The sequence below is a fragment of the Bradyrhizobium nitroreducens genome (assembly GCF_002776695.1).
Classification (GTDB): Bacteria; Pseudomonadota; Alphaproteobacteria; order Rhizobiales; family Xanthobacteraceae; genus Bradyrhizobium; species Bradyrhizobium nitroreducens.
Genome location: NZ_LFJC01000003.1, coordinates 6,870,989 through 6,896,655, shown reverse-complemented (window position 1 = coordinate 6,896,655; position 25,667 = coordinate 6,870,989). Strand labels below are relative to the sequence as shown.

General features: G+C 62.9%; 27 protein-coding genes. 9 read left to right on the top strand and 18 right to left on the bottom strand.

Annotated features, from left to right (window positions below; genetic code table 11):
- Positions 1 to 14: 14 nt before the first annotated feature.
- The 3 genes from TSA1_RS32815 to TSA1_RS32805 all read right to left on the bottom strand — a co-directional run bounded on the left by TSA1_RS32815 (position 15) and on the right by TSA1_RS32805 (position 2,968).
- A complete protein-coding gene (locus TSA1_RS32815) occupies positions 15 to 1,103 on the bottom strand; it encodes a TRAP transporter substrate-binding protein (RefSeq protein ID WP_100179937.1) in 1,089 nt (362 codons plus the stop codon).
- Positions 1,104 to 1,321: 218 nt separating this feature from the next.
- Complete coding sequence (locus TSA1_RS32810; protein ID WP_100179936.1) at positions 1,322 to 2,464, bottom strand: Mrp/NBP35 family ATP-binding protein; 1,143 nt, start codon at positions 2,462 to 2,464, stop codon at positions 1,322 to 1,324.
- 54 nt (positions 2,465 to 2,518) lie between these two features.
- A complete protein-coding gene (locus TSA1_RS32805) occupies positions 2,519 to 2,968 on the bottom strand; it encodes a VOC family protein (protein ID WP_245448464.1) in 450 nt (149 codons plus the stop codon).
- Positions 2,969 to 3,167: 199 nt separating this feature from the next.
- On the opposite strand from TSA1_RS32805, the gene TSA1_RS32800 reads away from it, so the two are divergent.
- The 5 genes from TSA1_RS32800 to TSA1_RS32780 all read left to right on the top strand — a co-directional run bounded on the left by TSA1_RS32800 (position 3,168) and on the right by TSA1_RS32780 (position 8,000).
- Positions 3,168 to 4,040, top strand: coding sequence for an NAD(P)-dependent oxidoreductase (locus TSA1_RS32800; protein ID WP_100179934.1), 873 nt, complete (start codon positions 3,168 to 3,170; stop codon positions 4,038 to 4,040).
- A 114-nt stretch (positions 4,041 to 4,154) separates the two neighbouring features.
- Complete coding sequence (nhaD, locus tag TSA1_RS32795; RefSeq protein ID WP_100179933.1) at positions 4,155 to 5,435, top strand: sodium:proton antiporter NhaD; 1,281 nt, start codon at positions 4,155 to 4,157, stop codon at positions 5,433 to 5,435.
- Between the two features lie 138 nt (positions 5,436 to 5,573).
- The gene (locus TSA1_RS32790; RefSeq protein ID WP_100179932.1) at positions 5,574 to 7,169 is read left to right on the top strand and encodes a sensor histidine kinase; all 1,596 of its coding nucleotides are present in this window, start codon (positions 5,574 to 5,576) and stop codon (positions 7,167 to 7,169) included.
- 44 nt (positions 7,170 to 7,213) lie between these two features.
- The gene (locus TSA1_RS32785) at positions 7,214 to 7,417 is read left to right on the top strand and encodes a DUF1289 domain-containing protein (protein ID WP_100179931.1); all 204 of its coding nucleotides are present in this window, start codon (positions 7,214 to 7,216) and stop codon (positions 7,415 to 7,417) included.
- Positions 7,418 to 7,445: 28 nt separating this feature from the next.
- A complete protein-coding gene (locus TSA1_RS32780; protein ID WP_100179930.1) occupies positions 7,446 to 8,000 on the top strand; it encodes a TIGR02281 family clan AA aspartic protease in 555 nt (184 codons plus the stop codon).
- A gap of 399 nt (positions 8,001 to 8,399) precedes the next feature.
- Here the strand turns inward: TSA1_RS32780 and dusA are convergent, their stop codons facing one another.
- Complete coding sequence (gene dusA, locus TSA1_RS32775; RefSeq protein WP_100179929.1) at positions 8,400 to 9,398, bottom strand: tRNA dihydrouridine(20/20a) synthase DusA; 999 nt, start codon at positions 9,396 to 9,398, stop codon at positions 8,400 to 8,402.
- Positions 9,399 to 9,801: 403 nt separating this feature from the next.
- Here dusA and TSA1_RS40160 point away from each other — a divergent pair, with 403 nt between their 5' ends.
- Entirely contained in the window at positions 9,802 to 10,050 is a 249-nt protein-coding gene (locus TSA1_RS40160) for a hypothetical protein (protein ID WP_174719183.1), read from the top strand.
- Between the two features lie 68 nt (positions 10,051 to 10,118).
- Here TSA1_RS40160 and TSA1_RS40155 read toward each other — a convergent pair whose 3' ends face one another.
- Positions 10,119 to 10,319 (bottom strand): hypothetical protein, encoded by a 201-nt coding sequence (locus TSA1_RS40155; protein ID WP_174719182.1) that lies wholly within the window; start codon positions 10,317 to 10,319, stop codon positions 10,119 to 10,121.
- A gap of 370 nt (positions 10,320 to 10,689) precedes the next feature.
- Between TSA1_RS40155 and TSA1_RS32765 the strand changes: the two genes are divergently transcribed.
- Positions 10,690 to 11,550 carry an AraC family transcriptional regulator gene (locus TSA1_RS32765; protein ID WP_174719181.1) on the top strand — a complete coding sequence of 287 codons (861 nt, stop codon included), beginning with the start codon at positions 10,690 to 10,692 and terminating at the stop codon, positions 11,548 to 11,550.
- A gap of 71 nt (positions 11,551 to 11,621) precedes the next feature.
- Here TSA1_RS32765 and TSA1_RS32760 read toward each other — a convergent pair whose 3' ends face one another.
- The 12 genes from TSA1_RS32760 to TSA1_RS32705 all read right to left on the bottom strand — a co-directional run bounded on the left by TSA1_RS32760 (position 11,622) and on the right by TSA1_RS32705 (position 22,941).
- A complete protein-coding gene (locus TSA1_RS32760) occupies positions 11,622 to 12,845 on the bottom strand; it encodes an ABC transporter substrate-binding protein (protein WP_100179928.1) in 1,224 nt (407 codons plus the stop codon).
- A 76-nt stretch (positions 12,846 to 12,921) separates the two neighbouring features.
- Positions 12,922 to 14,787 carry an AMP-dependent synthetase/ligase gene (locus TSA1_RS32755; protein WP_100179927.1) on the bottom strand — a complete coding sequence of 622 codons (1,866 nt, stop codon included), beginning with the start codon at positions 14,785 to 14,787 and terminating at the stop codon, positions 12,922 to 12,924.
- Position 14,788: 1 nt separating this feature from the next.
- Positions 14,789 to 15,568 (bottom strand): enoyl-CoA hydratase/isomerase family protein, encoded by a 780-nt coding sequence (locus TSA1_RS32750; RefSeq protein ID WP_100179926.1) that lies wholly within the window; start codon positions 15,566 to 15,568, stop codon positions 14,789 to 14,791.
- Positions 15,569 to 15,584: 16 nt separating this feature from the next.
- Entirely contained in the window at positions 15,585 to 16,718 is a 1,134-nt protein-coding gene (locus TSA1_RS32745; RefSeq protein ID WP_100179925.1) for an LLM class flavin-dependent oxidoreductase, read from the bottom strand.
- 167 nt (positions 16,719 to 16,885) lie between these two features.
- Positions 16,886 to 17,680, bottom strand: coding sequence for a creatininase family protein (locus TSA1_RS32740; protein WP_100179924.1), 795 nt, complete (start codon positions 17,678 to 17,680; stop codon positions 16,886 to 16,888).
- Positions 17,681 to 18,445, bottom strand: coding sequence for an enoyl-CoA hydratase/isomerase family protein (locus TSA1_RS32735; protein WP_100179923.1), 765 nt, complete (start codon positions 18,443 to 18,445; stop codon positions 17,681 to 17,683).
- A gap of 103 nt (positions 18,446 to 18,548) precedes the next feature.
- Positions 18,549 to 19,268, bottom strand: coding sequence for an ABC transporter ATP-binding protein (locus tag TSA1_RS32730; RefSeq protein ID WP_100179922.1), 720 nt, complete (start codon positions 19,266 to 19,268; stop codon positions 18,549 to 18,551).
- Positions 19,261 to 19,986, bottom strand: a complete 726-nt coding sequence (locus TSA1_RS32725; RefSeq protein ID WP_100179921.1) for an ABC transporter ATP-binding protein — start codon at positions 19,984 to 19,986, stop codon at positions 19,261 to 19,263. Before TSA1_RS32725 ends, TSA1_RS32730 begins: the two co-directional genes overlap by 8 nt.
- On the bottom strand, positions 19,983 to 21,014 hold the full coding sequence (locus tag TSA1_RS32720; protein ID WP_245448462.1) for a branched-chain amino acid ABC transporter permease: 1,032 nt from the start codon (positions 21,012 to 21,014) through the stop codon (positions 19,983 to 19,985). The genes TSA1_RS32725 and TSA1_RS32720 overlap by 4 nt, the downstream gene beginning before the upstream one ends.
- A complete protein-coding gene (locus TSA1_RS32715) occupies positions 20,998 to 21,867 on the bottom strand; it encodes a branched-chain amino acid ABC transporter permease (RefSeq protein ID WP_092252326.1) in 870 nt (289 codons plus the stop codon). The genes TSA1_RS32720 and TSA1_RS32715 overlap by 17 nt, the downstream gene beginning before the upstream one ends.
- Positions 21,868 to 21,981: 114 nt before the next feature.
- Positions 21,982 to 22,506 carry a flavin reductase family protein gene (locus TSA1_RS32710; protein ID WP_100179919.1) on the bottom strand — a complete coding sequence of 175 codons (525 nt, stop codon included), beginning with the start codon at positions 22,504 to 22,506 and terminating at the stop codon, positions 21,982 to 21,984.
- A 90-nt stretch (positions 22,507 to 22,596) separates the two neighbouring features.
- On the bottom strand, positions 22,597 to 22,941 hold the full coding sequence (locus TSA1_RS32705; RefSeq protein ID WP_245448461.1) for a VOC family protein: 345 nt from the start codon (positions 22,939 to 22,941) through the stop codon (positions 22,597 to 22,599).
- Positions 22,942 to 23,573: 632 nt separating this feature from the next.
- Here TSA1_RS32705 and TSA1_RS32700 point away from each other — a divergent pair.
- Positions 23,574 to 24,197: an Lrp/AsnC family transcriptional regulator gene (locus TSA1_RS32700; RefSeq protein WP_100179917.1), complete on the top strand. Its 624-nt coding sequence runs from the start codon at positions 23,574 to 23,576 to the stop codon at positions 24,195 to 24,197.
- A 142-nt stretch (positions 24,198 to 24,339) separates the two neighbouring features.
- On the top strand, positions 24,340 to 25,416 hold the full coding sequence (gene ribB, locus TSA1_RS32695; RefSeq protein WP_100179916.1) for a 3,4-dihydroxy-2-butanone-4-phosphate synthase: 1,077 nt from the start codon (positions 24,340 to 24,342) through the stop codon (positions 25,414 to 25,416).
- Here the strand turns inward: ribB and TSA1_RS32690 are convergent.
- On the bottom strand, positions 25,375 to 25,626 hold the full coding sequence (locus TSA1_RS32690; protein ID WP_430649783.1) for a hypothetical protein: 252 nt from the start codon (positions 25,624 to 25,626) through the stop codon (positions 25,375 to 25,377). The two genes, ribB and TSA1_RS32690, sit on opposite strands and share 42 nt — an antisense overlap.
- Positions 25,627 to 25,667: the final 41 nt, after the last annotated feature.

Below are 25,667 nucleotides of genomic sequence, written 5' to 3'. Positions count from 1 at the left end.
TTAGGATGAGGCGATCAGCCGCGCGTGCGCGAGCGGATCATGAAGCTGTCGTAGGTATATTCGGCAACCTGCCACCACAGATATTCGTCGGAGCGGTAGGCCTGCATCGCGTCGATCGACTTCTTGAAGTCGGGGTTCTTGGCCGAGATCTCGCCCCAGAGCTCGTTGGTCGCCTTGAGGCAGGCTTCCAGCACCTCGTTGGTGAAGGGACGAAGCTGGGTGCCGCCGGCAACCAGGCGCTTCAGGGCCGCCGGGTTCTGCATGTCGTAGCGCGCGGCCATCCAGGTGTTGGCATTGGTCATCGCGTTGGTGAGGATCGCCTGGTAGTTCTTCGGCAGCGCATTCCACTTCTCCAGGTTGGCGAAGGCGTGGACGGTCGGACCGCCTTCCCAGAAGCCCGGATAATAGTAGTACTTGGCGACCTTGGCGAAGCCGAGCTTCTCGTCATCGTAGGGGCCGACCCACTCGGCGGCGTCGATGGTGCCCTTCTCCAGCGCCGGATAGATGTCGCCGCCGGCGAGCTGCTGCGGCACCACGCCGACCTTCTGAAGCACCTGACCGGCAATGCCGCCGATGCGCATCTTGAGGCCGGAGAGGTCGGCGACGGTCTTGATCTCCTTGCGGAACCAGCCGCCCATCTGGGTGCCGGTGTTGCCGCAGGGGAAGCCGATCACGTTCGACTTCTTGAAGAACTCGTTGGCGAGCTCGTTGCCGCCGCCCTGGAACAGCCACGAATTCTGCTGGCGCGCGTTGAGGCCGAACGGCACCGAGGCGTAGATCGCGAAGGTCGGGTCCTTGCCGACATAGTAGTACGAGACGGTGTGGCACATCTCGACGGTGCCGTTGGACGTCGCATCGAGCGCCTGCAGGGCCGGAACGATCTCGCCGCCGGCGAACACCTGGATCTGGAATTTGTTGTCGGTCATCTCGGCGACGTACTTTGCCACCTGCTCGGCGCCGCCATAGATGGTGTCCAGCGACTTCGGGAAGCTCGAAGTCAGGCGCCACTTGATCTCGGGCGAGGACTGCGCGATCGCCGGCGAGGCCACCGCGGTCGCCGCCGCGCCTGCCGCCGACACTTTCAGAAAATCACGACGCTTCATCTTCAGGTCTCTCCTTGCTGGGGCGTTTCCCCTTGACTTCTCTTCTTGCCGCCGCTCATTCCGGCGACGCGTTAGGCCGCGTCGAACCGAAGGGGCTTGACTGCCGTGGGCCTTTACCACGGAAGCCCCGCTGGCGGAACGCGACAATGGCATGACGGGGCTCTACGAAAGTCGCATGTCCCCAAAAAGTACGAAAAGGCGTGCCGCCGGCGCGCGATTCAGGCCGGCGCGATGACGCCCTTGAGCTGGTCCCGGACCTGCCCTGCAATGGCGCGGTAGATCGCCGCATGGGGACCGTCCGGCTCGCTGTCGACGACGGGATTGCCGGCATCCGAGCTGGCCCGAATCGCCATGTGCAGCGGTATCTCGCCGAGGAAGGGGACCTTGAGCTTCTCGGCCTCGTGCCGCGCCCCGCCGTGGCCGAAAATGTCCGACCGCGTGCCGCAATGCGGGCACTGGAAGTAGCTCATGTTCTCGACGATGCCGAGCACGGGCACGTTGACCTTCTTGAACATGGCAAGCCCCCGCCGCGCGTCGATCAGGGACAGGTCCTGCGGGGTCGAGACGATCACCGCGCCCTTCAATGGCACGTTCTGCGCCAGCGTGAGCTGGGCATCTCCGGTGCCCGGCGGCATGTCGACGACCAGCACGTCGAGCTTGCCCCATTCGACGTCGCGCAGCATCTGAGTCACCGCCGACATCACCATGGGGCCGCGCCAGATCATCGCGGTCTCTTCCTCGACCAGGAAGCCGATCGACATGATGGCGAGGCCGAAGCGCCGAAGCGGAATCATTTTTCGCTCGCCGTTCAGCTCCGGCTTGTCGTGCAGGCCGGTTAGCCGCGGCACCGAAGGTCCGTAAATGTCGGCATCGAGCAGCCCGACCTTGAGACCGAGGTCGCGCAGGCCCAGCGCCAGGTTCAGCGCGGTGGTCGACTTGCCGACGCCGCCCTTGCCGGAGGCGACCGCGATCACCGCGGCGACGCCGGGGATCTCCGACTGCCGCGCCATCGGCGATTGGGCGCCACCCTGTGGCGGCGGCTTGTGGGCGTGGACCGGCTGCACGCCCGGCGTGCCACGACTTGGCTGCGGGGGTGGCGGCGGGGCGGAGCCCGGCTTGCGCTCGGCGGTCAGCGCCACCATGACGGTGGTGACGCCGGGAATGGTGCGCACGGCGGCCTCGGCCTCGGCCCGGACGGATTCCCAGGCCCTGGCCTCGGCAGCATCGACATTGATCGAGAAGAACACCTTGCCGTCCGACGCGCTGATCGCGCTCAGCACATTGGCATTGGTGAGCGCGACCCCGCGGGGCGACTTGATCCTGGCGAGGCTGTCGAGAACCTGTTGCTGCGTCACGCTCAAAGCGCATCTCCTCAAAGTTCAGGATGCCCCATTAGAGCGGAAACGCCCAAAAGGCTACTGCCTGCCGATATCGCCGGCATTCTCGGCGGGCGCCGCCCCCTGCTCCGTGGCGGCCTCGTAATTCAGCTCGATCATGACCCCGTTGGGATCGTTGACGAAGATCTGCCAGAGCTCGCCGCCGGGCACCTGGCGGGAGTCGAACGTCATGCCCTTGGATGCCAGCCGCTGCTTCATGCCGTCGAAGCCGCGGCTGACGAAGGCGACATGATGGACGACGCCGGAATCCGGCTTCTGCGGCTCTGCGGTCGCGGAAATATCGACGAGATGCACCACCGCCTTGCCTTCGCTGTACATCCAGGCGCCGGGAAAGGCGAAATTCGGCCGGGGGCCTTTTTCCAGGCCCAGCACATCCTCGTAGAAACGGACGGTCTCGCCCAGATTCCGGGTCCGGATGTTGAAATGATCGAGGACGCCAACGCTCACACCGCCCAAGCCCGATGCCATGCTCTCGCTCCCTTTTTTTGAAGTCCTTAGGTCCCGTATCCTAGCACAGGGGGCCGCCAAACGAAGCCGTTGCCCTCCGCCCTTAACGGTTTATGGTGCCCCTCCGGTCCGCCCTTGCAGCGGAACTTCGGGGACGCCGCCCGGCGCCCTCGCCCGGCTACAACCGTAAAAACTCAAAACTACGGACAAGGTACCACACATGGCTAAAGTCGCTTTCCTCGGTCTCGGCGTGATGGGCTTCCCCATGGCCGGACACCTCGTGAAAAAAGGGGGCCATGAGGTCACCGTCTACAACCGCACCGCGGCCAAGGCGAAGGAATGGGCGGACAAGTTTGGCGGCAAGACGGCGGCGACCCCGAAGGCGGCCGCCGAGGGGCAGGATTTCGTGATGTGCTGCGTCGGCAACGACAACGACCTGCGCGCGGTCACGATCGGCGCCGACGGCGCCTTTGCCGGCATGAAGAAGGGGGCGACCTTCGTCGACCACACCACCGCCTCCGCCGAGGTCGCCCGTGAGCTGGACGCCGCCGCCACCAAGGCGGGCTTCAAATTCGTCGATGCGCCGGTCTCCGGCGGCCAGGCCGGCGCCGAGAACGGTGTGCTGACGGTGATGTGCGGCGGCGCGCAGGATGCGTATTCCGGCGCCGAGCCGATCATCACGGGCGCCTATGCGCGGATGTGCAAGCTGCTCGGACCCGCCGGAAGCGGCCAGCTGACCAAGATGGTCAACCAGATCTGCATCGCCGGGCTGGTGCAGGGCCTCTCCGAGGGAATCCACTTCGCCAAGAAGAGCGGGCTCGACGTCGCCGCTGTGATCGAGACCATCTCGAAGGGGGCCGCGCAGTCCTGGCAGATGGAGAACCGCTACAAGACCATGAACGAAGACAAGTACGATTTCGGCTTTGCGGTCGAATGGATGCGCAAGGACCTCTCGATCGCGATCGCCGAAGCCCGCCGCAATGGCGCCAACCTTCCCGTCACCGCGCTGGTCGACCAGTTCTATTCCGAGGTCGAGAAGATGGGCGGCAAGCGCTGGGATACGTCGAGCCTGCTCGCCCGCCTGCAGCGCTGAGGAATGCATCGACGGCCGCAGCCGGGCAGCTGCGGCCCTCGCGGGGTCTCGACGCGGCGCCCGCCGCGACGGGCCCAGCATTGAGCCGAAGAACGAATTCCGGGGGGAATTGACTTGCTGAGCGTGATCGCCGCCGTTTTCATCGTTGCGTATGCTGCCATCGCGCTCGAACATCCCCTCGGCGTCAACAAGAGCGCTTCGGCGCTCCTGGGAGCGGGCCTGCTCTGGACCATCTATGCGATGTCCATCGGCGATGCCTCGCTCGTCAACCACCAGCTCGACGAATCCGTCGCCTCGACCGCGCAGATCGTCTTCTTCCTGATCGGCGCCATGACGATCGTCGAGGTGATCGACGCCCACAACGGCTTCGAAGTCATCACCTCGGTCATCCGCACCACGAAGCAGACCACGCTGATGTGGATCATCGGCTTCGTGACGTTCTTCCTGAGCGCGATCCTCGACAATCTGACGACCACCATCGTGATGATCTCGCTGATCCAGAAGCTGATCGGCAACAAGAGCGATCGCCTGCTGTTCGCCTCCATCATCGTGATCGCCGCCAATGCCGGCGGCGCCTGGACCGTGATCGGCGACGTCACGACCACGATGCTCTGGATCGGGGGCCAGATCTCTCCCGTCAGCATCATGAAGTCGGTGTTCCTGCCGTCGCTGGTCAACCTTCTGATCCCGCTGCTCGTCATCGGCTACTCGCTCAGGGGAAAAGAGATCATCCCTCCGCTGCAAGGGGGAGAGCAGGCCCTCCGGGTCGAGGCGTTCGAGCGCAATCTGATGTTCTATCTCGGCCTCGGCACCCTGGTTGCGGTTCCAGTTTTCAAGGCCGTGACGCACCTTGCGCCCTTCATGGGTATCCTTTTCGGGCTGGGCATCCTCTGGCTGGTCGGCGAGGTCGTTCACCGTCACAAGGACGAGGACGCGCGCCGGCCCCTCACCCTCGTCCATGCCCTGACGCGCATCGACATGAGCTCCATCGTGTTCTTCGTCGGCATCCTCATGGCGGTGGCATGCCTGGAGCACGCCCGCGTCCTCGAGCTGCTCGCGAAATGGCTCGACGCCACGGTCGGTCGCCTCGACATCATCGTGATCCTGCTCGGCCTCCTGAGCGCCATCATCGACAACGTGCCGCTCGTCGCTGCCACCATGGGCATGTACAATCTGGTGCAATATCCGCCAGATAGCTTCATCTGGGAGTTCATCGCCTATTGCGCCGGGACCGGCGGCTCGATCCTGATCATCGGCTCGGCCGCGGGCGTTGCCGCCATGGGCCTCGAGAAGATCGAGTTCTTCTGGTACGCCCGCCGCATCGCGGGCCCCGCGCTGATGGGATATCTGGCGGGAGCGGCGGTCTACATCGTGCAGCACGCGGCGCTGCACTGAACGGCGCGGGCCGGATCCGAATTAACGCCGGGTTAACGTAATTCTTTAGCTCCTTAAGTCACCTCTTAAGGATTTCTTGCCAGAGATAGACAATGCAGAAGGCCCGCGTCCGGCGTGGGCAGGAATCGTTGTTGCTTGATGAGTAACCCCGCTGAAAAGCCTGAGGTAGTGCAGCTTCCGGCCGAGCCGGTGAGCGCTCCATCGGCGAGCAGCCGAAGGGCTGCGGCGCAGCGGGTGCGCGAGGCGCGGGACAAGTTAACGTCGACCAGTGGAACCCGTCCGGCCTTCGACGCCGAGATGCTGCGCCAATATGCCCAGACCCGGCTGTCGGCTTCCTATGTCGTGATGCTGCTGGTGGTCGCAACCGGCGTGCTGTTCGGCCTGTGGATGCAGCCGATCCCGGCCGCCGCCTGGACCGTCGGCATGCTCTGCATCCACGCCGCGATGATCCGCAGCTGCCGGCGCTTCCTGACCGAGCCCGCCTCGCCCGCGGCAACGCGGGCATGGCGGACGCGCTTCGTCGTGCTCGACCTGCTCTACGGCCTGTGCTGGATGGCGATCCTGATCCATCCCGTGCTCGACATGGTCACGGAAACGCTGATGATGTTCCTGATGCTGCTGGTGATCGCAGTGTCGAGCATGCTCGCCGCGAACCTGCCGATCGCCGCCCTCGCCGCCACCGCGCCGGTCGCGGTTGCGATGGCGCTGAGCTTCGCGATGACCGGCTCGCTGGACAACTATATCCTGGCTGCGCTCGCGATTGCTGCAGAAGGCTATTTCGTGCTGCTGGCGCATCGCCTGCATTCCTCGACCTTCGCGACGCTCGAGGCGCGGGCCGAGAAGGACGCGCTGATCGGCGAGCTCGAACAGGCCAAGGCGATCTCCGACGAAGCGCGTCACCGCGCCGAGTCCGCCAATGTCGCCAAGTCGCGCTTCCTTGCGCAGATGAGCCACGAGCTGCGTACTCCGCTGAACGCCATCCTCGGCTTCTCCGAGGTGATGAAGAGTGAGATCTTCGGCGCGCATGCGGTGCCGGTCTACAAGGAGTACTCGGCGGACATTCATAATTCCGGCGTCCACCTGCTCAACCTCATCAACGAGATCCTCGACCTCTCGCGGATCGAGGCCGGCCGTTACGAGCTCAACGAGGAAGCCGTGTCGCTGGTCGGCATCGTCGCCGACTGCCATCATCTGATGAAGCTGCGTGCCTCGAGCCGCGGCATCACCATTCACGAAGTCTTCGAGCAGGGCATGCCGCGGCTCTGGGCCGACGAGCGCGCGATCCGCCAGGTCGTGCTCAACCTGATTTCCAACTCGATCAAGTTCACCCCGCAGGGCGGCGAGATCTGGCTCAAGGCGGGTTGGACCGCGTCGGGTGGACAATATCTCTCGGTGAAGGATTCCGGCTCCGGAATCCCTGAGGACGAGATCCCGGTCGTGCTCGCTTCGTTTGGCCAGGGCTCCAACTCGATCAAATCGGCCGAACAGGGCGCCGGCCTCGGCCTGCCGATCGCCAAGAATCTGATCGACCTGCATGGCGGCACGTTCACGCTGAAATCGAAGCTGCGCATCGGCACCGAAGTGATCGTCACCTTCCCGCCGGAACGCGTGATGAGCGCGCTGGCGCCGCTATCGGATGATTCCCCGCCGCTCCAACCGGAGAATTCCGTGCTGCCCGAGGAGAAGCGCCGGGCGCGCCACAAGCCGATCATGAGCGCCGGCACAGGCTCCTAACCAGATGCTTGCAGACATGCCCGACAATCCCCCACTATGTCCGAATGAGCAAAGAAACGCCGTGCGTCGCCGTCTGCATGATCGATCCCAAAACCAAGCTTTGCTTCGGCTGCGGCCGGACCTTGCCCGAGATCGCGCGCTGGCACGCCATGGAAAGTACGGAACGGCTCGCGGTCATGGCCCTGTTGCCGGCACGCATGACGGACGCTGGACTTGCGCCGATCGCGGCATCGCCGAAACGCAGCTGACCGGCCTGCGCGCCTGCGGAGGCGCGCGATGATCCGCTTCCTGCTCGTTCTCGCCATCCTCGCCGGCACGGCAGGCGCGGTCGTCGCCTATGGCGATCCCGACCAGATCGCGCGCGCCAGCCACAAGGTCTCGCACATTTTCCGCGCGCAGACGGCGACGCCTGCCCCCGCCGTGCAGATCCCTCGCGGCCAGGGCGGCGAATTTGCGCTAAAGGCGAAAATCAACGGTGTCGCCGCGCCGATGGTGATCGATACCGGCGCGACGTCGGTGGTGCTGACCTGGGAAACTGCAAAAGCCATCGGGCTGCCGCTCGAAATGCTGGAATACGACGTCGACCTCGAAACCGCGGGAGGCCATACCAAGGCGGCCCGTCTCACCCTCGACCGTCTCTCCGTCGGTCATCTCGTCGAGAAATCGGTACCAGCCCTCGTCGTCCAGCGCGGGCAGATGAAGACCAATCTGCTCGGCATGAGCTTCCTCGACCGCCTGGAGAGCTGGGGCGTGCGCGCCGACAAGTTGATGCTGACCGGCTATCCCGAGCTTCAGAGCAGCCACCGCCGCTCGCGCACCGCGATCGACTAGAGCATCCGCACAGAGATTTTGACCCTTTGAATCCAGCCGAAAATGTCTGCTGAATAGACATTTTGGACGCCGGTCAAAACCATTGCGACGAGGAACTAGCCCCTCCATCGCATCGCGCCAGGTTGCCGCCCAGATGCCATGATTGATCCATCTCCAAAACTAGCGAAGCTGAGAGCGCCGTACCCCGACGACATCAAGCGCATAGAGGAGGACGAAAAGCGCATCGTGGACCTTCTGCGCATGCATGAGTTTTCGCAGCAGCCTGTCGTAGGCGTTACAGAGCTTTCGCAGCCCTTAGTCTGTGATTATTGCCCTGCAAGCAATTATCATTAGCCCCATAATTTATGACGGCCCCCCGAGCAGAAGGCCGCTGACAAAGCGGCGAAGCAACGCGAGAAGCTAGGCCGCGGCCTCCTCCGCAGCAGCGCGCGCTCCGACGCGCGCGATCGCATCGCGCAGCACCTCGAGGCCGGCGCCCGCCTTCACCCCCTGCTCGGCCAGATGGCGGCGGAATGCCCGTGCGCCGGGCACCGCATGGAATGCACCGACGAAATGCCGCGTGATCGCATGCAGCCGCGTGCCACGCGCAAGCTGCTGCTCGATGTAGGGCATCATCGCCTCGAGCGCGTCCTGCATGGTCGCGTGCGGAGCCACCTCGCCGAAGATGTCGGAATCGACGGAGAGCAGCCGCCACGGCTCCTGATAGGCGGCACGGCCGAGCATGACGCCGTCGACATGTTCGAGATGCGCCTTAGCCTCGTCGATTCCGGGAATGCCGCCATTGATGATGACGGGCACATCAGGCATCGCGCGCTTGAGGCGATAGACGCGATCATAGTCGAGCGGCGGGATGTCGCGGTTCTCCTTCGGCGACAATCCGTTGAGCCACGCCTTGCGGGCATGCACGATCAGGGCGTCACAACCGGAGGCGACCACCGCGCGCGCAAGCGCATCAAGCGCGACTTCCGGGTCCTGATCGTCGATGCCTATGCGGCATTTCACCGTGACGGGCACGGCGACTGCGCGCTTCATCGCCTCGACGCAGCGCGCCACGAGCTCCGGCTCCGCCATGAGGCAGGCACCAAAGCGGCCGTCCTTCACGCGGTCGGACGGACAACCGACATTGAGGTTGATCTCGTCATAGCCGAAAGCCTCGCCGATCCGCGCAGCCTGCGCGAGCTCGTGCCGATCCGAGCCTCCAAGCTGAAGCGCCACCGGATGCTCGATCGCATCGAACCCAAGCAGCCGCTCCCGGTCGCCATGGATCACGGCGCCAGTGGTCAGCATCTCGGTATAGAGCAACGCCCGTCGCGTCAGGTGACGATGGAACACCCGGCAGTGCCGGTCGGTCCAGTCCATCATGGGCGCCACGGAAAAGCGATAGTCTTGATATTTCAATAAGTTGCCCTATTCTTTCAATGGACTGGAACGTGAACCAGGTGCACACGTGTGCACTTAAACTAGCCCAAATTGCACACGTTTGTACCGCATTTGATCTCCCGGTGCACACGTAGCGCACACGAAATCGGGGGTGGAGTGCACACGCAATGCCGACGTTTACAAAACTCAGATCGGGAAGATGGCGCGTTCAGGTCAGGAGGAAAAACGAGTACGTCGCAAACACGTTCGTGCGACGGCGCGATGCTGAAGAATGGGCGCTTGATGTGGAGCGCTCTATCGATCTCGGCACCCCAATTCGACGGTCCCGGCCTTTTGAGCAGCCTCGTTTTTTTTCGATTTGATCACCCTGCATCTCGACGATCTTGCCCAGGTCGGCAAGCCCGTACGACGACCCAAGTCGATGGTGCTCAAGGCCCTCAAGATCTCGCTTGGACGAACAAACCTCAAAGAGCTGACCAGGGAGAGATTGATTGAGTTCGGGCGAAAGCGAGCTGCTCAAGGCGCTGAAGCGGCGACCCTTGCGATCGATTTCTCATTCATCCGAACGATCCTACTTCACGCTGCCGCAATCCACGGCATTAACGTTTCAGTCGAGAACGTACAGCTGGCCAGAGCTGCGCTAAGACATCTGGATCTCGTCGGAAAGTGAAACGAGCGAGATCGGCGCCCTAGCCAAGACGAACTCGATCGACTGATCGGATACACCGAATCCAACGCTCAACAATATCTACCACTCGGTAGAATTGTTCGCTTTGCTGTGGCGACAGCAATGCGCCAAGCTGAGATCTGCCGCTCGTCGGCGACGATCGGAACGATGCGCGGGCCGAGCGATCCAAGCGATGCGAGCCAATCGGCGGTTTCGACCGCGTCCTGATCGGCGTTGACGGCCTTGCGTGGCGGATCGATGTGTACGGTCATGCGCCGGGCTCCCAGAAAGCCCGCACTTGGTAGCATCGGGTGCTGTGGCACGTGCTGCTGAATACGGCCGCGTTCCGACGGATTGCCCGGCTCCGGAGGGACGCCGAAGCTCGCATCGCAGCACTCCCTGCTGTTGGTCTAATCAGGCGAGCGATCGAGCCGTGGGCCGCCTGACAGGTGCTTCCGCTTGGTCGCGGCGCAACATGCCGCATCACTGAGCGCTCACGCCGCAGGAGCAGGCATCTTGTCGCAAATCAGCGAACTCGACGGCTCGCCGCGACTAGTGACCTGACCTTTCAAAACAGCTAACCTCGGTTGGCAGCAGGATCTGCATCAGGCTTGACTGACTTGACGAATTGGCAGGATTGAAATGCCGCCCGAGACCGAGTTCGATCGCAATTTTGCGCGAATGGATCTGCCCGATCTTCGGATCAACTATGATCCGGTCGATCCGGATCAGTTCGATCGTCCCGTCACTTCATTCTGTCTCGAAACCAGCAAAGACAACGACGACCTGCCGCTGCACTCACACCGCAAAGGCCAATTGGTCGTCGCATCTCATGGCTCGGTGATGTGCCGGGCGCCTGGCGGCTTGTGGATCGTACCTCCGCAAGGCGCGGTATGGATCCCGGCCGGCGTGCAGCACAGCAATTGCGTGGCCGATTTCGGCAAACTCTACACCGTGTTCATCGATCCACAGGTCAGCATGCTGCCGCGGACCTGCTGCACGCTGATGATCACGTCGCTCGTGCGCGAATTGATCCACCGCCTCTCGGTGTTCCCGCCGCTCTATCCGCTGGAAGGACCGACCAGCCGTCTCGGCCGGGTTTTACTCGACGAACTCGTGCAGATGTCGACGACGGATGAAATGTATCTGCCGATCTCCCCCGACGCCCGTCTTCAACACCTCGCGACCTCCTTGTTGAATAATCCGGGCGACCGCAGCACGATGGACGAAGTCGCCTCGCGCTACGCGATGAGCGAGAGTACGTTCGCACGCTTCATCGCCAAGGAAACAGGGATGACCTTCGGGCGCTGGCGCCAGCGTCTCCACATACTGATCGCCATGCAACGCCTCACGGCGGGCAGTTCGGTCCAGGCCGTGTCGCTGGAACTGGGCTACGAAACGCCCAGCGCGTTCATCACGATGTTCAAGAAGACAATGGGAAAGAGCCCCCGCCGCTTCCTTGCCGAGCGGTCACGCCTGATCAATTCGGATAGTTTGCCCTAGCTCGCACGTCCCTGCCCGACATTTGACGACCGCGACCCCACGACGCTTTCGCGGGGCCGCACGTAACGACGTCAGCGTTTGCTGTAAGGCGCAAGCGGATACTCGAGCGACGCTTCCGCAATGGCCTTTGGAGCCACCACCCGCGGCCTGCCTTTCAAACCCTGCAGCATCACCATCGAACAGTGGATGTTCTGGCCGGTCTCGTCGAAGCTGGTGTTGTCGCCGTACATCAGGATCGGCTTCATGTCGGTCGTCTTGAGCGCGCCGCGAATCGCCACCGACTCCGACGACGCCGCCCGCGTCACGGCGTCTGCGACGATCTGCACCGCCTCGAACGCGCAGCCCGCATTGGCATCGAACCAGTCGTTCGGGTAGTCGGCCGCGAATATCTTCATGATCCTGTCGGTCTCGGCGCCCTTGGGATTGAGCCACAACGCCGACAGAACCGGACCGTCACCGTACTTTCCGAGCGCGTCGTGATACGCCTTGTCCGACACGCCGTTGGAGTTGGGCGAAAACACCATCTTGGGATCCCAGCCCTGCTTGATGCATTCGCGGGCGATCATGATCGCGTCGTTGACGCGCGTGACCGAGATCAAAGCATCGGCACCCGACGCTTTCGCCTTGGCGACCTCTACCGACAGATCCTTGGCCTTCTCGTCATAGGCAACGTACTGCGCGATCTTAAGCGGAACACCCACTTCCTTCCACGCCTGATCGATGCTGGCCGCCGTCGACTGTCCCATCGTGTTGTTGAGATGGAGAACGACGGCGCTGCCCGGCGGATCCTTCAGCGTGCCGAGCACGGACTTCAGCTCGGTCAGCGATTGCCGCACGATGGTCAGCGACGTGGGGTAATAGCGGAACACTTGGGTGAAGCCTTGCGAAGTCACCTGGGTGGCGCTCGCGATGTGGACCACCATCGGCACCTTGGCGGCCTCGCAGGCCTGCAGCGCCGAAATGGTGGCGCCGGAATCCCACGCGCCGATCAGCACGGTGCAGCCCTGCCGGATCAGGCTCTCGGCGGCAATCCGGCCGTTCTCCGGACGGCTTTGCGTATCGGCGTGAACGATCTCGATGTCGAGGCCGAACTTCTCACGCGCGAATTTGGCGCCGAGATCGATGCCGCGCACGCAGGCCTGACCGGGAAACGCCAGCACGCCGCTACTGGGCATGATCGCTCCGACCTTCACCTTCGTGTTCGCCGCAAACGATGGCTTTGATACCAGGCCTGCCGCAATTCCCAATCCACTTCCGACAATCGTCCGCCGCGTGATTCCGCTTCGCTTGGTCATCTCGATGTCCTGTTGCTGAAGGAGTGAACTTCATCTTGACTAATAGCTTCGTAGGTTTGGGGAGCGACCGCCGACGTCAAAGGCCCATCTCGGCCTTGATCAGTTTTTCCTCGGTCTCGTCGTAGAGCGACGCGATCAGCGACTGATAGCGCTCGTTGATCTGCTTGCGACGCTTCTTCCGCGTCGGCGTCATCACGCCGTTCTCGAGCGACAGCTCCTCCGGCAGAATGCGGAACGCCTTGATCTGCTCGGCTCGCGCCAGCCTTCCGTTGGCCTTGCCGATCTCCGCCTCGATCAGCCGGTTGACGATCTCGGAGGCTGCCAGGTCGGCGTAACTCGCGATCTTGTCGTCGCGCGACTTCGCCCAGTCCATTGTGGCGGTGGCATCCACTTCGATCAGGGCGGTGAGATATTTTCGCCCCTCGCCGATGACTGCCGCCTCGGAGATGAAGGGGCTGTGCCTCAGCTCGTTCTCGATCTGAGTTGGGCTGATCGATTTGCCGTTCGACGTGTTGATGATCTCCTTCTTACGGTCGACCAGCTTGAAGATTCCTTCCGGCGACACTTCGACAATGTCGCCGGTGTAGAGCCAGCCGTCGCGAAGCGCTGTTTTCGTCTCGTCCGGCTTGTTCCAATAGCCCGCGAACAATCCCGGTCCACGGACGATCATCTCGCCGTCCTGGAGCACGGCGGTTTCCCAGGCCGGATCCGGCAACGGGACCCCGACGTTGCCGGCCTTCGGCCACTCCGCCATCTGCACCAGATTGGCACCGACCAATTCGGTCTGGCCGTAGCACTCCTTGAGCTGCAAGCCCCACAGCTGCCACAGCGACATCAGCTCGGACGGCATCGCCGCCGACGAGGTGAACGCGACCTTCAGCTCGTCGAAACCGACCTCCGCAAGCAGCGGCAGGAACACTTGCTCGCGGCAGGCCGCGAACAGTTTCGAGACGAAGGCATTTTCGTGGCCGCGCTGACGGTCTTCGAGCGCCCTGCGCGCGATCGTCATGGCGAGCGCGTAGTTCTGATCTCCCGCACCGCCGGCGGGATGCACCTTGCTGAGAATTTGCGTCGCAAAGCGCTGGTAAAACCGCGGCGGCGCCATATAGTAGGTCGGCTTCACCTCTTTGATCGTCTGGGCGAAGTCCGCGGTCGTCTCGCCGAAATATGGAACAGCGTCGGCGATCAGCGGCAACGTGGTCGCCTGCCCGCGCGCCACGGTGTGCGACATCGGCAAATGCACGACCACCCTGTGTTCCTCTTCGCGCATGCTGGGGCCGAACAAGGTAATGCAATGAACGCCGGCGAGAATGGAAAGGTGCGTCAGCATCGCGCCTTTGGGGTTTCCGGTGGTCCCGGACGTATAGCCGATGCTGACGACATCGGACGCCTTTGCTGTCGCGCTCTCCTTCTGCAGATAATCATGCGCATCGACATCGCGTGCTCCGACAAAGTCGGCCAGCGACTTGATCGACGCCGTGGCCTCGCCGGTCCAATCCGGGTCGAGCACGATGATACCGCGGAGCTGCTCGGCCCGACCGGAGGCGATCACGATGCGAAGCTGCTGCTCCCCGCCGACGAACGCGAACTTCGCGCCTGAATCCGTGAAGCAGTAAGCCACTTCTTCGGGTGACGAGGTGAAGTACACGCCCACCATGACGCCGCCAGCGCACATCGTGGCCATGTCGGCGATCAGCCATTCCTCGGACGAATCGCCCATGATCGCGACCCGATCGCCGCGCTCGAGACCAGCACACCGCAGCGCGCTGGCCAGGTTGACGACACGCTGCGCATAGGCGCCCCACGTCATGGCGGTCCAGGCGCCCTGACGCTTTTGTTGCAAGGCGATCTTGTCGGGCCGCTCCGCGAGTCGCGCAGCTAAAAGTTGCGCGACGGTCGTATCGGCCAACTGGGCGCCGGATGTAATCGCAGCGACGCTCATCTCAGCGCTCCGCGAAACGCTTGCGCTTGGCCGCGAAGGCGGCAACCGCCTCGGCCCGCTCGGGCGACTTGAAGGTCAACATCTCCAGTGCCGCAGAGGTGTCGAGCAGCAGGTGGGCGTACTGCTTGATGATCTTGTTGACGCTGTACTTGGTCCACACGATCGATTCCTTCGGCCCGCTTGCCAGCAGTTCGGCGTATTCGATCGCGGCATCGAGAACGTTGCCGTCCGCGATCACCTCGTTGATCATGCCGATAGCAGCCGCTTTCTCGGCGGAGATGAATTCGCCGGTCATCAGATAGTGCTTCGCGCGCACCGGCCCCATCAGCAGCGGCCAGATCACCGCGCCGCCATCGCCCGCGACGACGCCGGCATTGACGTGCGTGTCGGCGAAACGAGCTGTCGAACTCGCATAGATCACGTCGCAGAACAGCGCGAGCGTGGCACCCAGGCCGACCGCGACACCGTTGACGGCCGCGACGATCGGCACTTCGACTTCCAGCATGTTGCGGATGAGGTGGCGACCGCTGCGCGTCGGGGACGGCAAGGTTCCCTTATCCAGCGACTTCTGATCGCCACCGGAGCAAAATCCGCGGCCCGCGCCGGTGAGAACGATCGCGTTGACAGAACTGTCGTGATCCAGCTTGACGAAGACGTCTTCGAGCTCCTCGTGCATCTCCCAGTTGATCGCGTTGAGGACCTCCGGTCGATTCATCGTGACGATCGCGACGCCGGTGGCGCGCCGTTCGACGATCAGGTACTTGTAGCCGTATTGCGACATTGATTTCACCGTTGGATTACTTGTTCTTGGTCCGCATCAGCCGGATCTGACCGAGGATCTCCTCGGTCGGCCGCACGACGTTGTTTCTGTCGTTGAAATGCGGGATGACGTAGCGACCGACCATGTCGATCGCCTCCATGATCTTTTCGTGCGGGACGGAGTCCATGTGCAGCAGCACCTCGTCGATCCCCATGGCCTCGAACTTCTCGATCTGACGAATGACCGTATCGGGGCTGCCGCACACCGTCGTGGCCGACTCGTTGACCAGATAGTCCCAGTCGTTGGCGGCACGCTCCATCGACGGCACGCTCTCTCCCATGTACTTGTAGTCGTCGGCAATCGCCGCGAGACGCGGATAGGCATCGGTCGAGATCTTGGCATAGTGCATCAGCGGGCCGGCATAATCCGCCTTGGCTTGCTCGTCCGTTTTACCGATGCCGATGAACAGCGGAATGCCGATACGCGGACGCTGCAGCGGTCCCTCCTCGTCGCGCTTCCAGTTTGTTTGATAGGCGCCGATCAGCTTCTGCTGAGCTTCCCAGCCCTGATAGATGTTGCTGCTCATCACGGCGAAGCCCTGCGAGGCAGCCCAGACGTGACTGCGCTCGCTGGTCGCCGCGATCCCGATCACCGGGTGCGGCTTCTGCAGCGGCTTTGGAACCAGCTGGCGCGGAGGGATCTGGTAGTACTTGCCGTCAAACGTGAAAATGTCCTGGCGCATCGCCGTTTTCAGCAGCGCCAGACCTTCTTCCATCTGAGCCAGCGTTTCGTTCGGATCGACGTTGAACGCCCGCATCGCGATGGTGGTGTTGGCGCGACCGCCGTAGAATTCCATGCGGCCGTTGGACAGGATGTCGGTCACCGCAAGCCGCTCGGCCGAACGCAGGGCGTGGTTGATGCGCTGCGGCATCAGCGTCACCGCCGCGCGCAGCTTGACGCGCGACGTCACCGCGGCCAGATAGCCGAACACCACTTCGGGCGCTGAGCTCGAGATCCCACCCAGTGCCACGTGCTGCTCAGAGAGCGCGACACAGTCGAAGCCGACCTTCTCGGCCAGGCGGACTTCGTCGACCAGTTCGTGAAGCCTGCGCGAGTAACTGTGGCCGACCTGGGTTTCCTGTTCAGACCAGAACCCGAACGTAAGTGCCATGTCTCAATCCTCTTAGCTTTCGAGATGCCAGAGGGTTTCATAGGCGGGGCGATATTTTCGCCCGAAAGCCGCGTTGCGTAGTCAAGCTTTCCGAACTTTATGCTGTCAGTATCCGCAACATGGCAGACGCCGCGGGAAGCTTCGCCGCGCGGCGGACGGGCTGACCGTCAACGGCGGACGCCGGCGTCTCCGGCCTCGCTATCGAAGGTCTTTATCAGCAACTCGGCGACCGCCGCGAGGCACGCTTCGCCGATGCTGTGGCTCGAGCCGAACGGACTTCCGATCACGCCGTTATGCGAAACCGATCGGATGCCGTTCGTCCACATCAGCTCGAGATCAGCCTCCGACAAGCCGCCGAGATGGCCCACCTCGAAGCGGTCCGGCCTGACGCTGTCGGGCCGAATGACCATCATCAGCGACGTCTCGGCGATATCGGCGTGGCCGCCGACGGCCGACACGTCTCCTCCGGCTTCGCGCACCGCATCGCGCCACGTGTCGATCCATTTCGTCGAGTCGAAGAACGCCAGGATCGCAACATCCGAGGGGACGGCCTCGCGCAAGCGACCGAGCATGTCCTTCAGGACCGGAAAATTGCCGATGTGACCCGAGTGAATCAGGATGCGCTTGAAGCCGTGCCGCGCCAGGCTTGTGCAATAATCGACACAAATCGCTTCCAGCGTCTCCGGCCGTAGCGAGATCGTACCCGGGAATGGCAGATGGTGAGACGAGCAGCCGGCCCTGATGGTCGGCGCCACCAGCGTGTTGCCGCGGCTGCGCGCGATCCGCTCGGCCAGAGCGTCGGCATGATCCGCATCCATGCCCAAAGACAAATGCGGTCCATGCTGCTCGACGGCCCCCAGCGGGATCACCACCGTCGTGCACCCACCGGCCAGCGCCGCGGCGACTTCCTCGTGGCTCATCTGCTCCAGATAGATCTGATCGGGATATCCGCGCGCCATCATTCAGCCCTTACTGTTCCTTGACAAAAACCTCGCACGCACATTAATCGAGCTCTCGTCTGTGACATAGGCGTCGAGGTCGGCCACGGTCATTTCTTCGAGCGCCTGATCGCTCATTTGCCTGGTGAGGTTGAGCGATCGTTTGATGGCGTGGAACAGCTTGCGGTCTTTCTGCCGCAACGCGCCGCACACGTCTCGCGCTCGGGACGCGACCTCCTCGGTCGCGACGATCTCGTTCACGGCGCCGATCGCCACAGCGCGCTCCGCGCCGACGAGCTCGCCCCAATACAGCAGCTCTTGTGCCGCCCGCACGCCGAGCTTCTCGACGGCCCGGCGCATGCCTTTGGTCACCGGCAGCAGGCCGTGGTTGATTTCCGGGAACCCGATCTTGCACGACGCATCCGCCACGACGTAGTCCGCATGCAGCAGAAACTCCAGGGCGCCTCCGACCGCATAGCCGCGGACGGCGCAGACGATCGGGCCCGGATAGTTCTCCATCGCCACGAGGAGTTCGTGGAAGAACCGGATGCGCGGCCTCGCGACATCGATCCCGACGACTTCCTTGATGTCGCCGCCTGCGCTGAAGAAGCGGTCGCCGCCTCCGGTGAGCACAATGCCGGGCGGATTCTCGTCGTCGGCAGAGCGCCGGATCGCCTCCAGCAACTCGACGATGAGTTGAGCATTCAGCGCATTGGCCGGCGGCCGGTTCATCGTGATCGTGACCAGGTCTTGATCACGCTCGATCAGGAGAGAAGTGGCAGTGTTCATAGTGAGACCCAAGCGAGAGCGGCTGCAACAGCCGGGGAGCGGTGAACCAAACGGCGGCGCGACGAGAGCGGCACTGCCCGACGCCTCGCCGAGACGGCGCGGCTCACAATCCCAAATAGGCGCGCTGGACATCGGGGGTCTCGAGCAGATCGAGGCTCGATCCGTGCAACACCACGGAGCCGTTCTCGAGCACATAGCCGCGGCTGCTCAGCGCGAGCGACTTGGCGACATTCTGCTCGACGAGAAGGACCGTGATGCCCTGCTCGTTAAGGGATTTCACGACGCCGAACATTACGTCGGTGAGCGCCGGCGACAGCCCGATCGACGGCTCGTCGAACATCACGATTTCCGGCTTCGACATGATCGCGCGACCGATCGCCAGCATCTGCTGCTCGCCGCCGGAGAGCGTGCCGGCGAGCTGGTCGCGGCGCTCGCGAAGTCGCCCGAACAGCTGATAGACGAAATCAAGCGTGTTTGCCCGGGCGTGCCTGGCCCGCTTCAGCGAGCCTCCGATCAGCAGATTGTCCTCGACAGAGAGCGCACCGAAGATCTGGCGGCCCTCGGCGACCTGAGCGATGCCCATTTCGCAGATGTCCCACGGCGGTCGCCGCGAGATATCGACTCCGTTGAACCTGACGGAACCGCCCGACGACGGCACGATCCCCGCGATTGATCGGATCAGAGAGGTCTTGCCGGCGCCGTTGGCGCCGACAACGCAGATCAGTTCACCCTTGCCGATGCGGAGCGACACGCCGTTCAGCGCATTTGAGCCGTCGTAGGCCACGCACAGGTCGTCGATGGCGAGAAGCGCGTCGTCAGGCATGGAAGCCGGCTCCCAGATAACTTTCCAGCACCGCAGGATTCGCCACCACCTCTGACGGCTTGCCCTCGGCGATCTTGGCGCCGTGGTGAAGCACCACCACGGTCGACGCCACCTCCATCACGATCCGCATCACGTGCTCGACCAGCAGGATCGTCAATCCGCCCTCGGCGAGCCTGTGCAGCACGCCGACGACGCCGGCCGCTTCGGTCGGACGCAGCCCCGCCATCACTTCGTCGAGCAGCAGCAGCTTGGGGCGGGTCGAGAGCGCCTTCGCCATCTCCAGCATCTTGCGATCGGGCAACGTCAACTGATCCGTCCGGGCATTCGCCTTGCCGGCGAGCCCGACATTTTCGAGCGACTCATACGCCTTCTCCCGCGCCTCCTTGACGTTCGTCGTCCAGCTGAAGGCGCCCACCATGGCATTCTCGAGCACCGACATATCTGTCATCGGCCGGACGATCTGGAAGGTGCGCGCAATGCCCATGCGGCACACCGCTTCGGGCGGCTCGCGCTCGAGCGAACGCCCCTCGAACAGCACCTGCCCGGCGGTCGGTCTCAGCGCCCCGGCAACGAGATTGAAGCAGGTGGTCTTGCCGGCGCCGTTCGGCCCGATCAGGGCGGTGATGCGCCCTGCCTGCAGTGAGAAGCTGACGTCATTGACCGCGACCAATCCAACGAACGCTCTGGTCAGGTTCTTCACTTCGAGCAGCGCGGTCATTCCTCGACCTTCCGCAATTGTGGGATCCGGCCGCGCGCCGGCAGCTGGGTCGCCCCGTAGAGCCGGACGATCGACGGCCAGATGCCGTCGGGCAGAAACCACACGACCAGGATCAGCACCGCCCCGTAGGCGACGCTGTTCAGTCCGGGGAGCCCCAGGGCGTCGCCGAGAGCTCCCATGGCGTGATGCAGCGGGATTGCGGCCATCGAGCCAACCAACGGGCCGAACGCAGTGCCCAATCCGCCGACCACGGGGCCGATCAGGACGTCGACCGAGATCGCCATGCCCATGATCGAATCCGGAAAGATAGCGCCCTGCACCAGGCCCAGCACGCCGCCGCCGATCGCGGCCGTCGCGGCCGATATCGAGACAACCAGCACCTTGTGGCGAAACGTCCGCACCCCCAGCGCGCGGGCGGCCTCGTCGTCATCCCGCATCGCCCGCCAGACATAGCCCCAATAGGACCGCGAGATCAGCTCCGTTCCCGCGACGCCGATGGCCGCAAGCGCGAGCGCGACGAAGTAGTAGAACCGCGCGTCACCGCGCAGCATCCCGAGGTCCATCGCGCCGCTCGGCGCCTGATAGAACAGGCCCTGCATGCCGCCGACATAGTCCCACCCGCCGAACATGATCCGGACGAATTCGGCGGCTGCGATCGTGAGCAGCGCGAAATAGATTCCACGGACCTCGAAGCGGAAGCTCAGCCACGCGAGCACCGCGCCGACGAAGCCCGCAATCACGGCGCCCAGCAGCAGACCGATCCACGGGGTGACGCCGTATTTGATGTTGAGGATCGCCACCGCATACGCACCGATTCCAACGAACAGCGCGTGACCGATGGATAACTGCCCGCCGATCCCGAGCATCAGGTTCCACGATTGTCCCATGAAGGTGAACAACAGGACGATCGTCAGGAGCGAGATGACGTAGGCGTTGGACATGCCACCCACCACGGCGAGCGCGGCGAAGACCAGAGCGCCGGCGCTCCAACGCTTGGTGTCGCTGGCCTGATTAGATGTCCTTTGCACCGAAAAACCCCCTCGGACGGAAAATCAGGATGATGATCAGGAGCGCGTAAGGGAGTGCTGTTTTCATCGACGGCGTGAACATCAAGGCTGCGATCGCTTCGGCGACCCCGATCGTCAGGCCGCCCAGAAGAGCGCCGCCGAAGCTGCCCAGACCGCCGACGATCACCGTCACGAAGGCCAGCAGCGTGAAGTCGACGGCGAGATAGGGCTGCGCATCGAACAGCGGCGAGATCAATGCGCCGGCGACGCCAGCGCAGGCGGTTCCGATGCCGAAGGTCACCGCATAGACCCGAGGGATATTCAGCCCGACCACCAGTCCGCCCAGTCGATTATTGGCGGCGCCCCGCAGCGATCGGCCGAATGCGGAATACTTCAGATAGGCTCCCAGTGCGGCGATCAGCAGTCCGGCCGTAGCGGCCGCCTGGATGCGGGCCCAATCCAAGGTGAGCGGTCCCACGCTCACGGTCTGGAAGGACAGCTGAGACGCCGTCGGCCGCGGGTCCGGACCGAACGACATCAGCAATACGCCGCTGAAAAGCAGTGAGAGGCCGATGAAGACGATGAACTGATAGTGATGCGGCCGATTGACGAACCGTTTCACGACGAGCGTCTCCAGCAGATAGCCGAACACGAACATGACGACCGCGGCGATCGCGGCGGCTAGAACGATCGGGACGTCCCAGATTCGAACAGTCCAGTATCCGATGTAGATCCCGAACACGACCATCTCGCCATGAGCGAAATTGACCACGCGCATGACGCCGAAGATGATCGTGAGACCGAGCGCGACGAGCCCGTAAACCAGCCCGATGAGCACCCCGCCGGCGATTACATTGAGCCAGAGCGACAGCATCAGCGACCGACCGCTGATGGATGCGCGATGGAAAGTCTTCGTCTTCCTTGCATGCAGATCGGTTCCATCTTGGCTGTGGCGGAAACGTAGCGGCGTCGGACGTCGTCCTGTGATTCAGACCGCCTTTGGCGCGGCGAAAGATCCGTCGATGTAGACGACCGCCTCACATCCGGCTCTCGTCGTCTGAGCCACCACCTCTCCGGTGAAGATGGTGTGACTACTGTCGCTGTAAGCATTCAACACGCGGCAATCGAAGCTGCAGACCGCGCCGACCAGACTTGGTGCTCCGGTTTTGAGATCGCACCACAAACCGTCGCCGAAGCGGATATCGCCCTTGCTGCCGTCCTGCCCGGAAAACTTGAGCGCCAGATCGCGATGCTCGCCCCCCAGAATATTCCAGCAGAACGACCCACTGCTGAGAATGGTGTCGTGCGCACCGGCAGATCGATTGACGCAAACCAGCACGCTGGGCGGAGCCGCCGACAGCGAGCAGCCCGCCGTCAGTGTCAGACCATGACGGTTCGGCGCCCGGCCTGTCGTGACGATCGACACGGTGCCCGGCACGTTGCGCATTGCAGCGCGGAATGCTGCGGCATCGAGTGGGCTCGGTTCGGACAGCGGCGGTGTTGCGGACGACATGGCTACGACTCTTCGATTCACGAGATGGATGCGCCCTATTTGTCTGATTGTGAGTCCGGGCATGCAGCGCTGCCCCGGTGAACGTCTGAACTATCCGGCTGCTTGATAGAACTGGATGACGTTGCCGCCCGGATCCCGCACCTTCACCGCACGGCCATGACTGGCCATGTCCCGAACCGCGCCGACTTGCGCACCCATGGCTGCGGCACGCTCCATGGCGGCCTCCAGGTTGTCGACATCGAAGACGAGAACGGCATCCTTGAGTTGTTCCGACGCGGACTCCATCGGGTCGGCGACGCAGAACGCAGCCGCATCGCTGACGAACTGGATCCACTTGCCGGGATCAGCGAAGCGCACCTTCAAACCCAAGCCTTCATAGAACTCGGCCAGGCGTCCAGGATCGTTCGCTGTCAGATAGACTTGCTTCAGTTTCACGCTCGACAATCCAACCGTCCGCCGCCCTAGTGCGATCGTGGATGAATAGTCGCTCGAGCCTCTCAGCATTACTGCTTGAACAACGCGTGTCGCAGAAGCTTCATCAGCATTTTATGCTGCAGCGACCTGTCGGCGTCGCTTGATCCAGCTCTCTCGTCCGGCCGATCTTTGCCATTATCTGGTCGTCGAGGGTGGGCTGTTGTTCCTGCCGAACCACTTGGCACAACGCCGGCGGTGTGGTCAGCGACCTGGGACCACGGCCACACGCGGCGAAAGGCGGTCGTACGAAACAGGGCCGCAGAGTTGCGACACTCGACACCGAAGCTCTGCTGCACATCCCGTCAAGTGCCAGGGGGAGCCACTCGATGAAGCGCCGACCGTTGCATCGTGATCGATCCGTTGGATCAACATCGGCCTGCATATCGCATGTGCAAAAAATGTATCGAAATTAGGCAACTAACACCCTGATCGCAACGCACAATCCGAAGGTTGACGGTTTTTCGATACAAGTCGGCGATTTGTCGAAATCCCACAAGCGCAATTGCGGTTAGCGTTTACCACGCGATTGTCATCGCCCCGCAAACGATGGTGATAAGCGCCGCAAGAAGACTGCCAGATTTGGGAGACACGCGATGTCGACAACCTCTCTCGACAGAATAGATATCAAGATCCTCAACGAGCTCCAGCAGAATGCGAGCTTGACCAATGTTGAACTCGCATCACGCGTCAATCTCTCGCCGTCGCCGTGTCTGGCTCGCGTCAGAACACTCGAAAAACTCGGCGTGATCGATCGACGGATCGCTCTTCTCGATCCCGCCGTGCTCGGCATTGGTATAACGGCTTTCATCCAGATCAAGCTGGAAAAGCAGGTCCAGACGTCACTCGAGAGTTTCACCCGATCCATTGACCGGCTGGCCCAGGTGATGGAATGCTATCTGATGACCGGTGAGAGCGACTACATGCTCCGCGTCATGGCGGCTGACATCGAAGATCTCGAAGACCTCATCGTCAACAAACTGTCCCGCATCCCCGGTGTCAGCAGCATTCGATCAAATCTGGCCCTCAAGCGTATTTCGTACAAGACGGTGCTGCCGATCGACACCAATCGGCCGGTCATCGTGAAGGCTTGCGCCCCCCCCTCGCACCCTCTGGAGCGCTCTCCAAGACCCCGATACGACGCAGCTGGTCCTTTGCTGTCCGACGCGCCGATCGGGCTCGACACCAATTGCCCCAGCTACAGCGTGGAACGACTATGAGGCGCCCCGCCATGGGCTCCGGCCAGTTAGCAATAATGGTGAAATCAAGATCGGCAGAGTGCTCGAGCGGCGCTCAGAGCCTGACAGTCCGCACACGACCCAACGCAAGCACACGTCGACTCCAGCGAGCAGAGCGACCGAGATGACGGCATCGATCGAAGCGGCCCTGCAGGCGTTCGCCGACGGCGAAATCGTCGTGGTCACCGACGACGACGATCGCGAGGGCGAAGGCGACCTCGTCGTCGCCGCCTCGCGGTGCACGGCTGAGAAAATGGCCTTCATCATCCGCCATACATCGGGAATCGTTTGCGCTCCGATTACCCTCGAAGACGCGAGACGCCTGCGGCTTGACCCGATGGTTCTCAACAACGACTCGGCTCACAACACGGCGTTCACCGTGTCGGTGGACTACCGGCCGGATAACGGAACGGGCATCTCGGCCGAAGAGCGGGCCTCGTGCTGCCGTGCACTCGCCAACCCCAACGCTGGCGCCGGCGATTTTTGCCGGCCGGGACACGTCTTCCCTCTGATCGCAAAGGAGGGGGGCGTACTCATGCGCTCGGGTCACACCGAGGCCGCCGTCGACCTGTGCAGACTGGCAGGTCTCGAGCCGGTCGGTGTCATCGGCGAACTGATGAACGACGATGGCTCAGTGATGAAGGGTCCGCAAGTCGCGGCGTTCGCCGACAAGCACAAGCTGAAACGGGTCACCATCGCCGACCTCATCAGCTTCCGGCAGGCCCGCGAGACGCTGATCGAGCGCGTCTCGAGCGTCACGGCGGAGAGCCCGATCGGCCCGCTCCAGGGCTATTCGTATCGCTCGCCGTTCGACCCCATTCATCACGTCGCCTATATCTACGGAGAACTGGGCGACGGCACCAACGTCCTCACGCGCTTCTACAAACCAAACATCCTGCGCGATTTGTTCTCGGGTCAGGAACAGGCTAAGATGAACGTCATTCTGCAACGCTTCAAGGATAATGGCAGCGGCGTGCTCGTCTATCTGCGCGACGGCGCGGCGGGCGTTCCGCCTGCTCCGCTAGGCCCGATCGGTTCGCGCGAAGACGACCGCAATCGGCAATGGCGCGAGATCGGCGTCGGCGCCCAGATCCTGCGGGATCTCAAGATCAGCTCCATCCGTCACCTCACGTCGTCGACGCATCACTTCAAGGGACTGTCAGGCTTCGGTATCGAGATCGTCCGAAACGAAGCGCTCTAACTCCAGCCGACTGCGTTGCGAAAGTCCATTGAGCGCGTCCCGCACCTCAGGCACCCGGCGAAGCTTGCAGTTCGTCTCGCGGCAGATCTCTCCCGGCCCAGTCCGGCCGGCCTCGCGCTCGGAGAAGTAGCGCGCCGGCGACTTGCCAAGCGCCTTCTTGAACATGGTGATGAACGCGCTCACCGATTCGTAGCCGAGCGCCCCGGACACGGACCGGGCGTTCCGGGACGACTTTTAAGCTTGTTCAGCGG

Bases quoted from the DNA above. Each gene is read 5' to 3' on its own strand.
- TSA1_RS32815 (WP_100179937.1), bottom strand. From the start codon at position 1,103: ATGAAGCGTCGTGATTTTCTGAAAGTGTCGGCGGCAGGCGCGGCGGCG.
- TSA1_RS32755 (WP_100179927.1), bottom strand. From the start codon at position 14,787: ATGAGCGTCGCTGCGATTACATCCGGCGCCCAGTTGGCCGATACGACC.
- TSA1_RS32735 (WP_100179923.1), bottom strand. From the start codon at position 18,445: ATGAACACTGCCACTTCTCTCCTGATCGAGCGTGATCAAGACCTGGTC.
- TSA1_RS32715 (WP_092252326.1), bottom strand. From the start codon at position 21,867: ATGCTGTCGCTCTGGCTCAATGTAATCGCCGGCGGGGTGCTCATCGGG.
- TSA1_RS32805 (WP_245448464.1), bottom strand. From the start codon at position 2,968: ATGGCATCGGGCTTGGGCGGTGTGAGCGTTGGCGTCCTCGATCATTTC.
- TSA1_RS32780 (WP_100179930.1), top strand. From the start codon at position 7,446: ATGATCCGCTTCCTGCTCGTTCTCGCCATCCTCGCCGGCACGGCAGGC.
- TSA1_RS32750 (WP_100179926.1), bottom strand. From the start codon at position 15,568: ATGTCGCAATACGGCTACAAGTACCTGATCGTCGAACGGCGCGCCACC.
- TSA1_RS32745 (WP_100179925.1), bottom strand. From the start codon at position 16,718: ATGGCACTTACGTTCGGGTTCTGGTCTGAACAGGAAACCCAGGTCGGC.
- TSA1_RS32725 (WP_100179921.1), bottom strand. From the start codon at position 19,986: ATGACCGCGCTGCTCGAAGTGAAGAACCTGACCAGAGCGTTCGTTGGA.
- TSA1_RS32740 (WP_100179924.1), bottom strand. From the start codon at position 17,680: ATGATGGCGCGCGGATATCCCGATCAGATCTATCTGGAGCAGATGAGC.
- TSA1_RS40155 (WP_174719182.1), bottom strand. From the start codon at position 10,319: ATGACCGTACACATCGATCCGCCACGCAAGGCCGTCAACGCCGATCAG.
- TSA1_RS32760 (WP_100179928.1), bottom strand. From the start codon at position 12,845: ATGACCAAGCGAAGCGGAATCACGCGGCGGACGATTGTCGGAAGTGGA.
- TSA1_RS32730 (WP_100179922.1), bottom strand. From the start codon at position 19,268: ATGCCTGACGACGCGCTTCTCGCCATCGACGACCTGTGCGTGGCCTAC.
- TSA1_RS32790 (WP_100179932.1), top strand. From the start codon at position 5,574: ATGAGTAACCCCGCTGAAAAGCCTGAGGTAGTGCAGCTTCCGGCCGAG.
- TSA1_RS32765 (WP_174719181.1), top strand. From the start codon at position 10,690: ATGCCGCCCGAGACCGAGTTCGATCGCAATTTTGCGCGAATGGATCTG.
- TSA1_RS32785 (WP_100179931.1), top strand. From the start codon at position 7,214: ATGAGCAAAGAAACGCCGTGCGTCGCCGTCTGCATGATCGATCCCAAA.
- ribB (WP_100179916.1), top strand. From the start codon at position 24,340: ATGACGGCATCGATCGAAGCGGCCCTGCAGGCGTTCGCCGACGGCGAA.
- TSA1_RS32710 (WP_100179919.1), bottom strand. From the start codon at position 22,506: ATGTCGTCCGCAACACCGCCGCTGTCCGAACCGAGCCCACTCGATGCC.
- TSA1_RS40160 (WP_174719183.1), top strand. From the start codon at position 9,802: ATGGTGCTCAAGGCCCTCAAGATCTCGCTTGGACGAACAAACCTCAAA.
- TSA1_RS32800 (WP_100179934.1), top strand. From the start codon at position 3,168: ATGGCTAAAGTCGCTTTCCTCGGTCTCGGCGTGATGGGCTTCCCCATG.
- TSA1_RS32700 (WP_100179917.1), top strand. From the start codon at position 23,574: ATGTCGACAACCTCTCTCGACAGAATAGATATCAAGATCCTCAACGAG.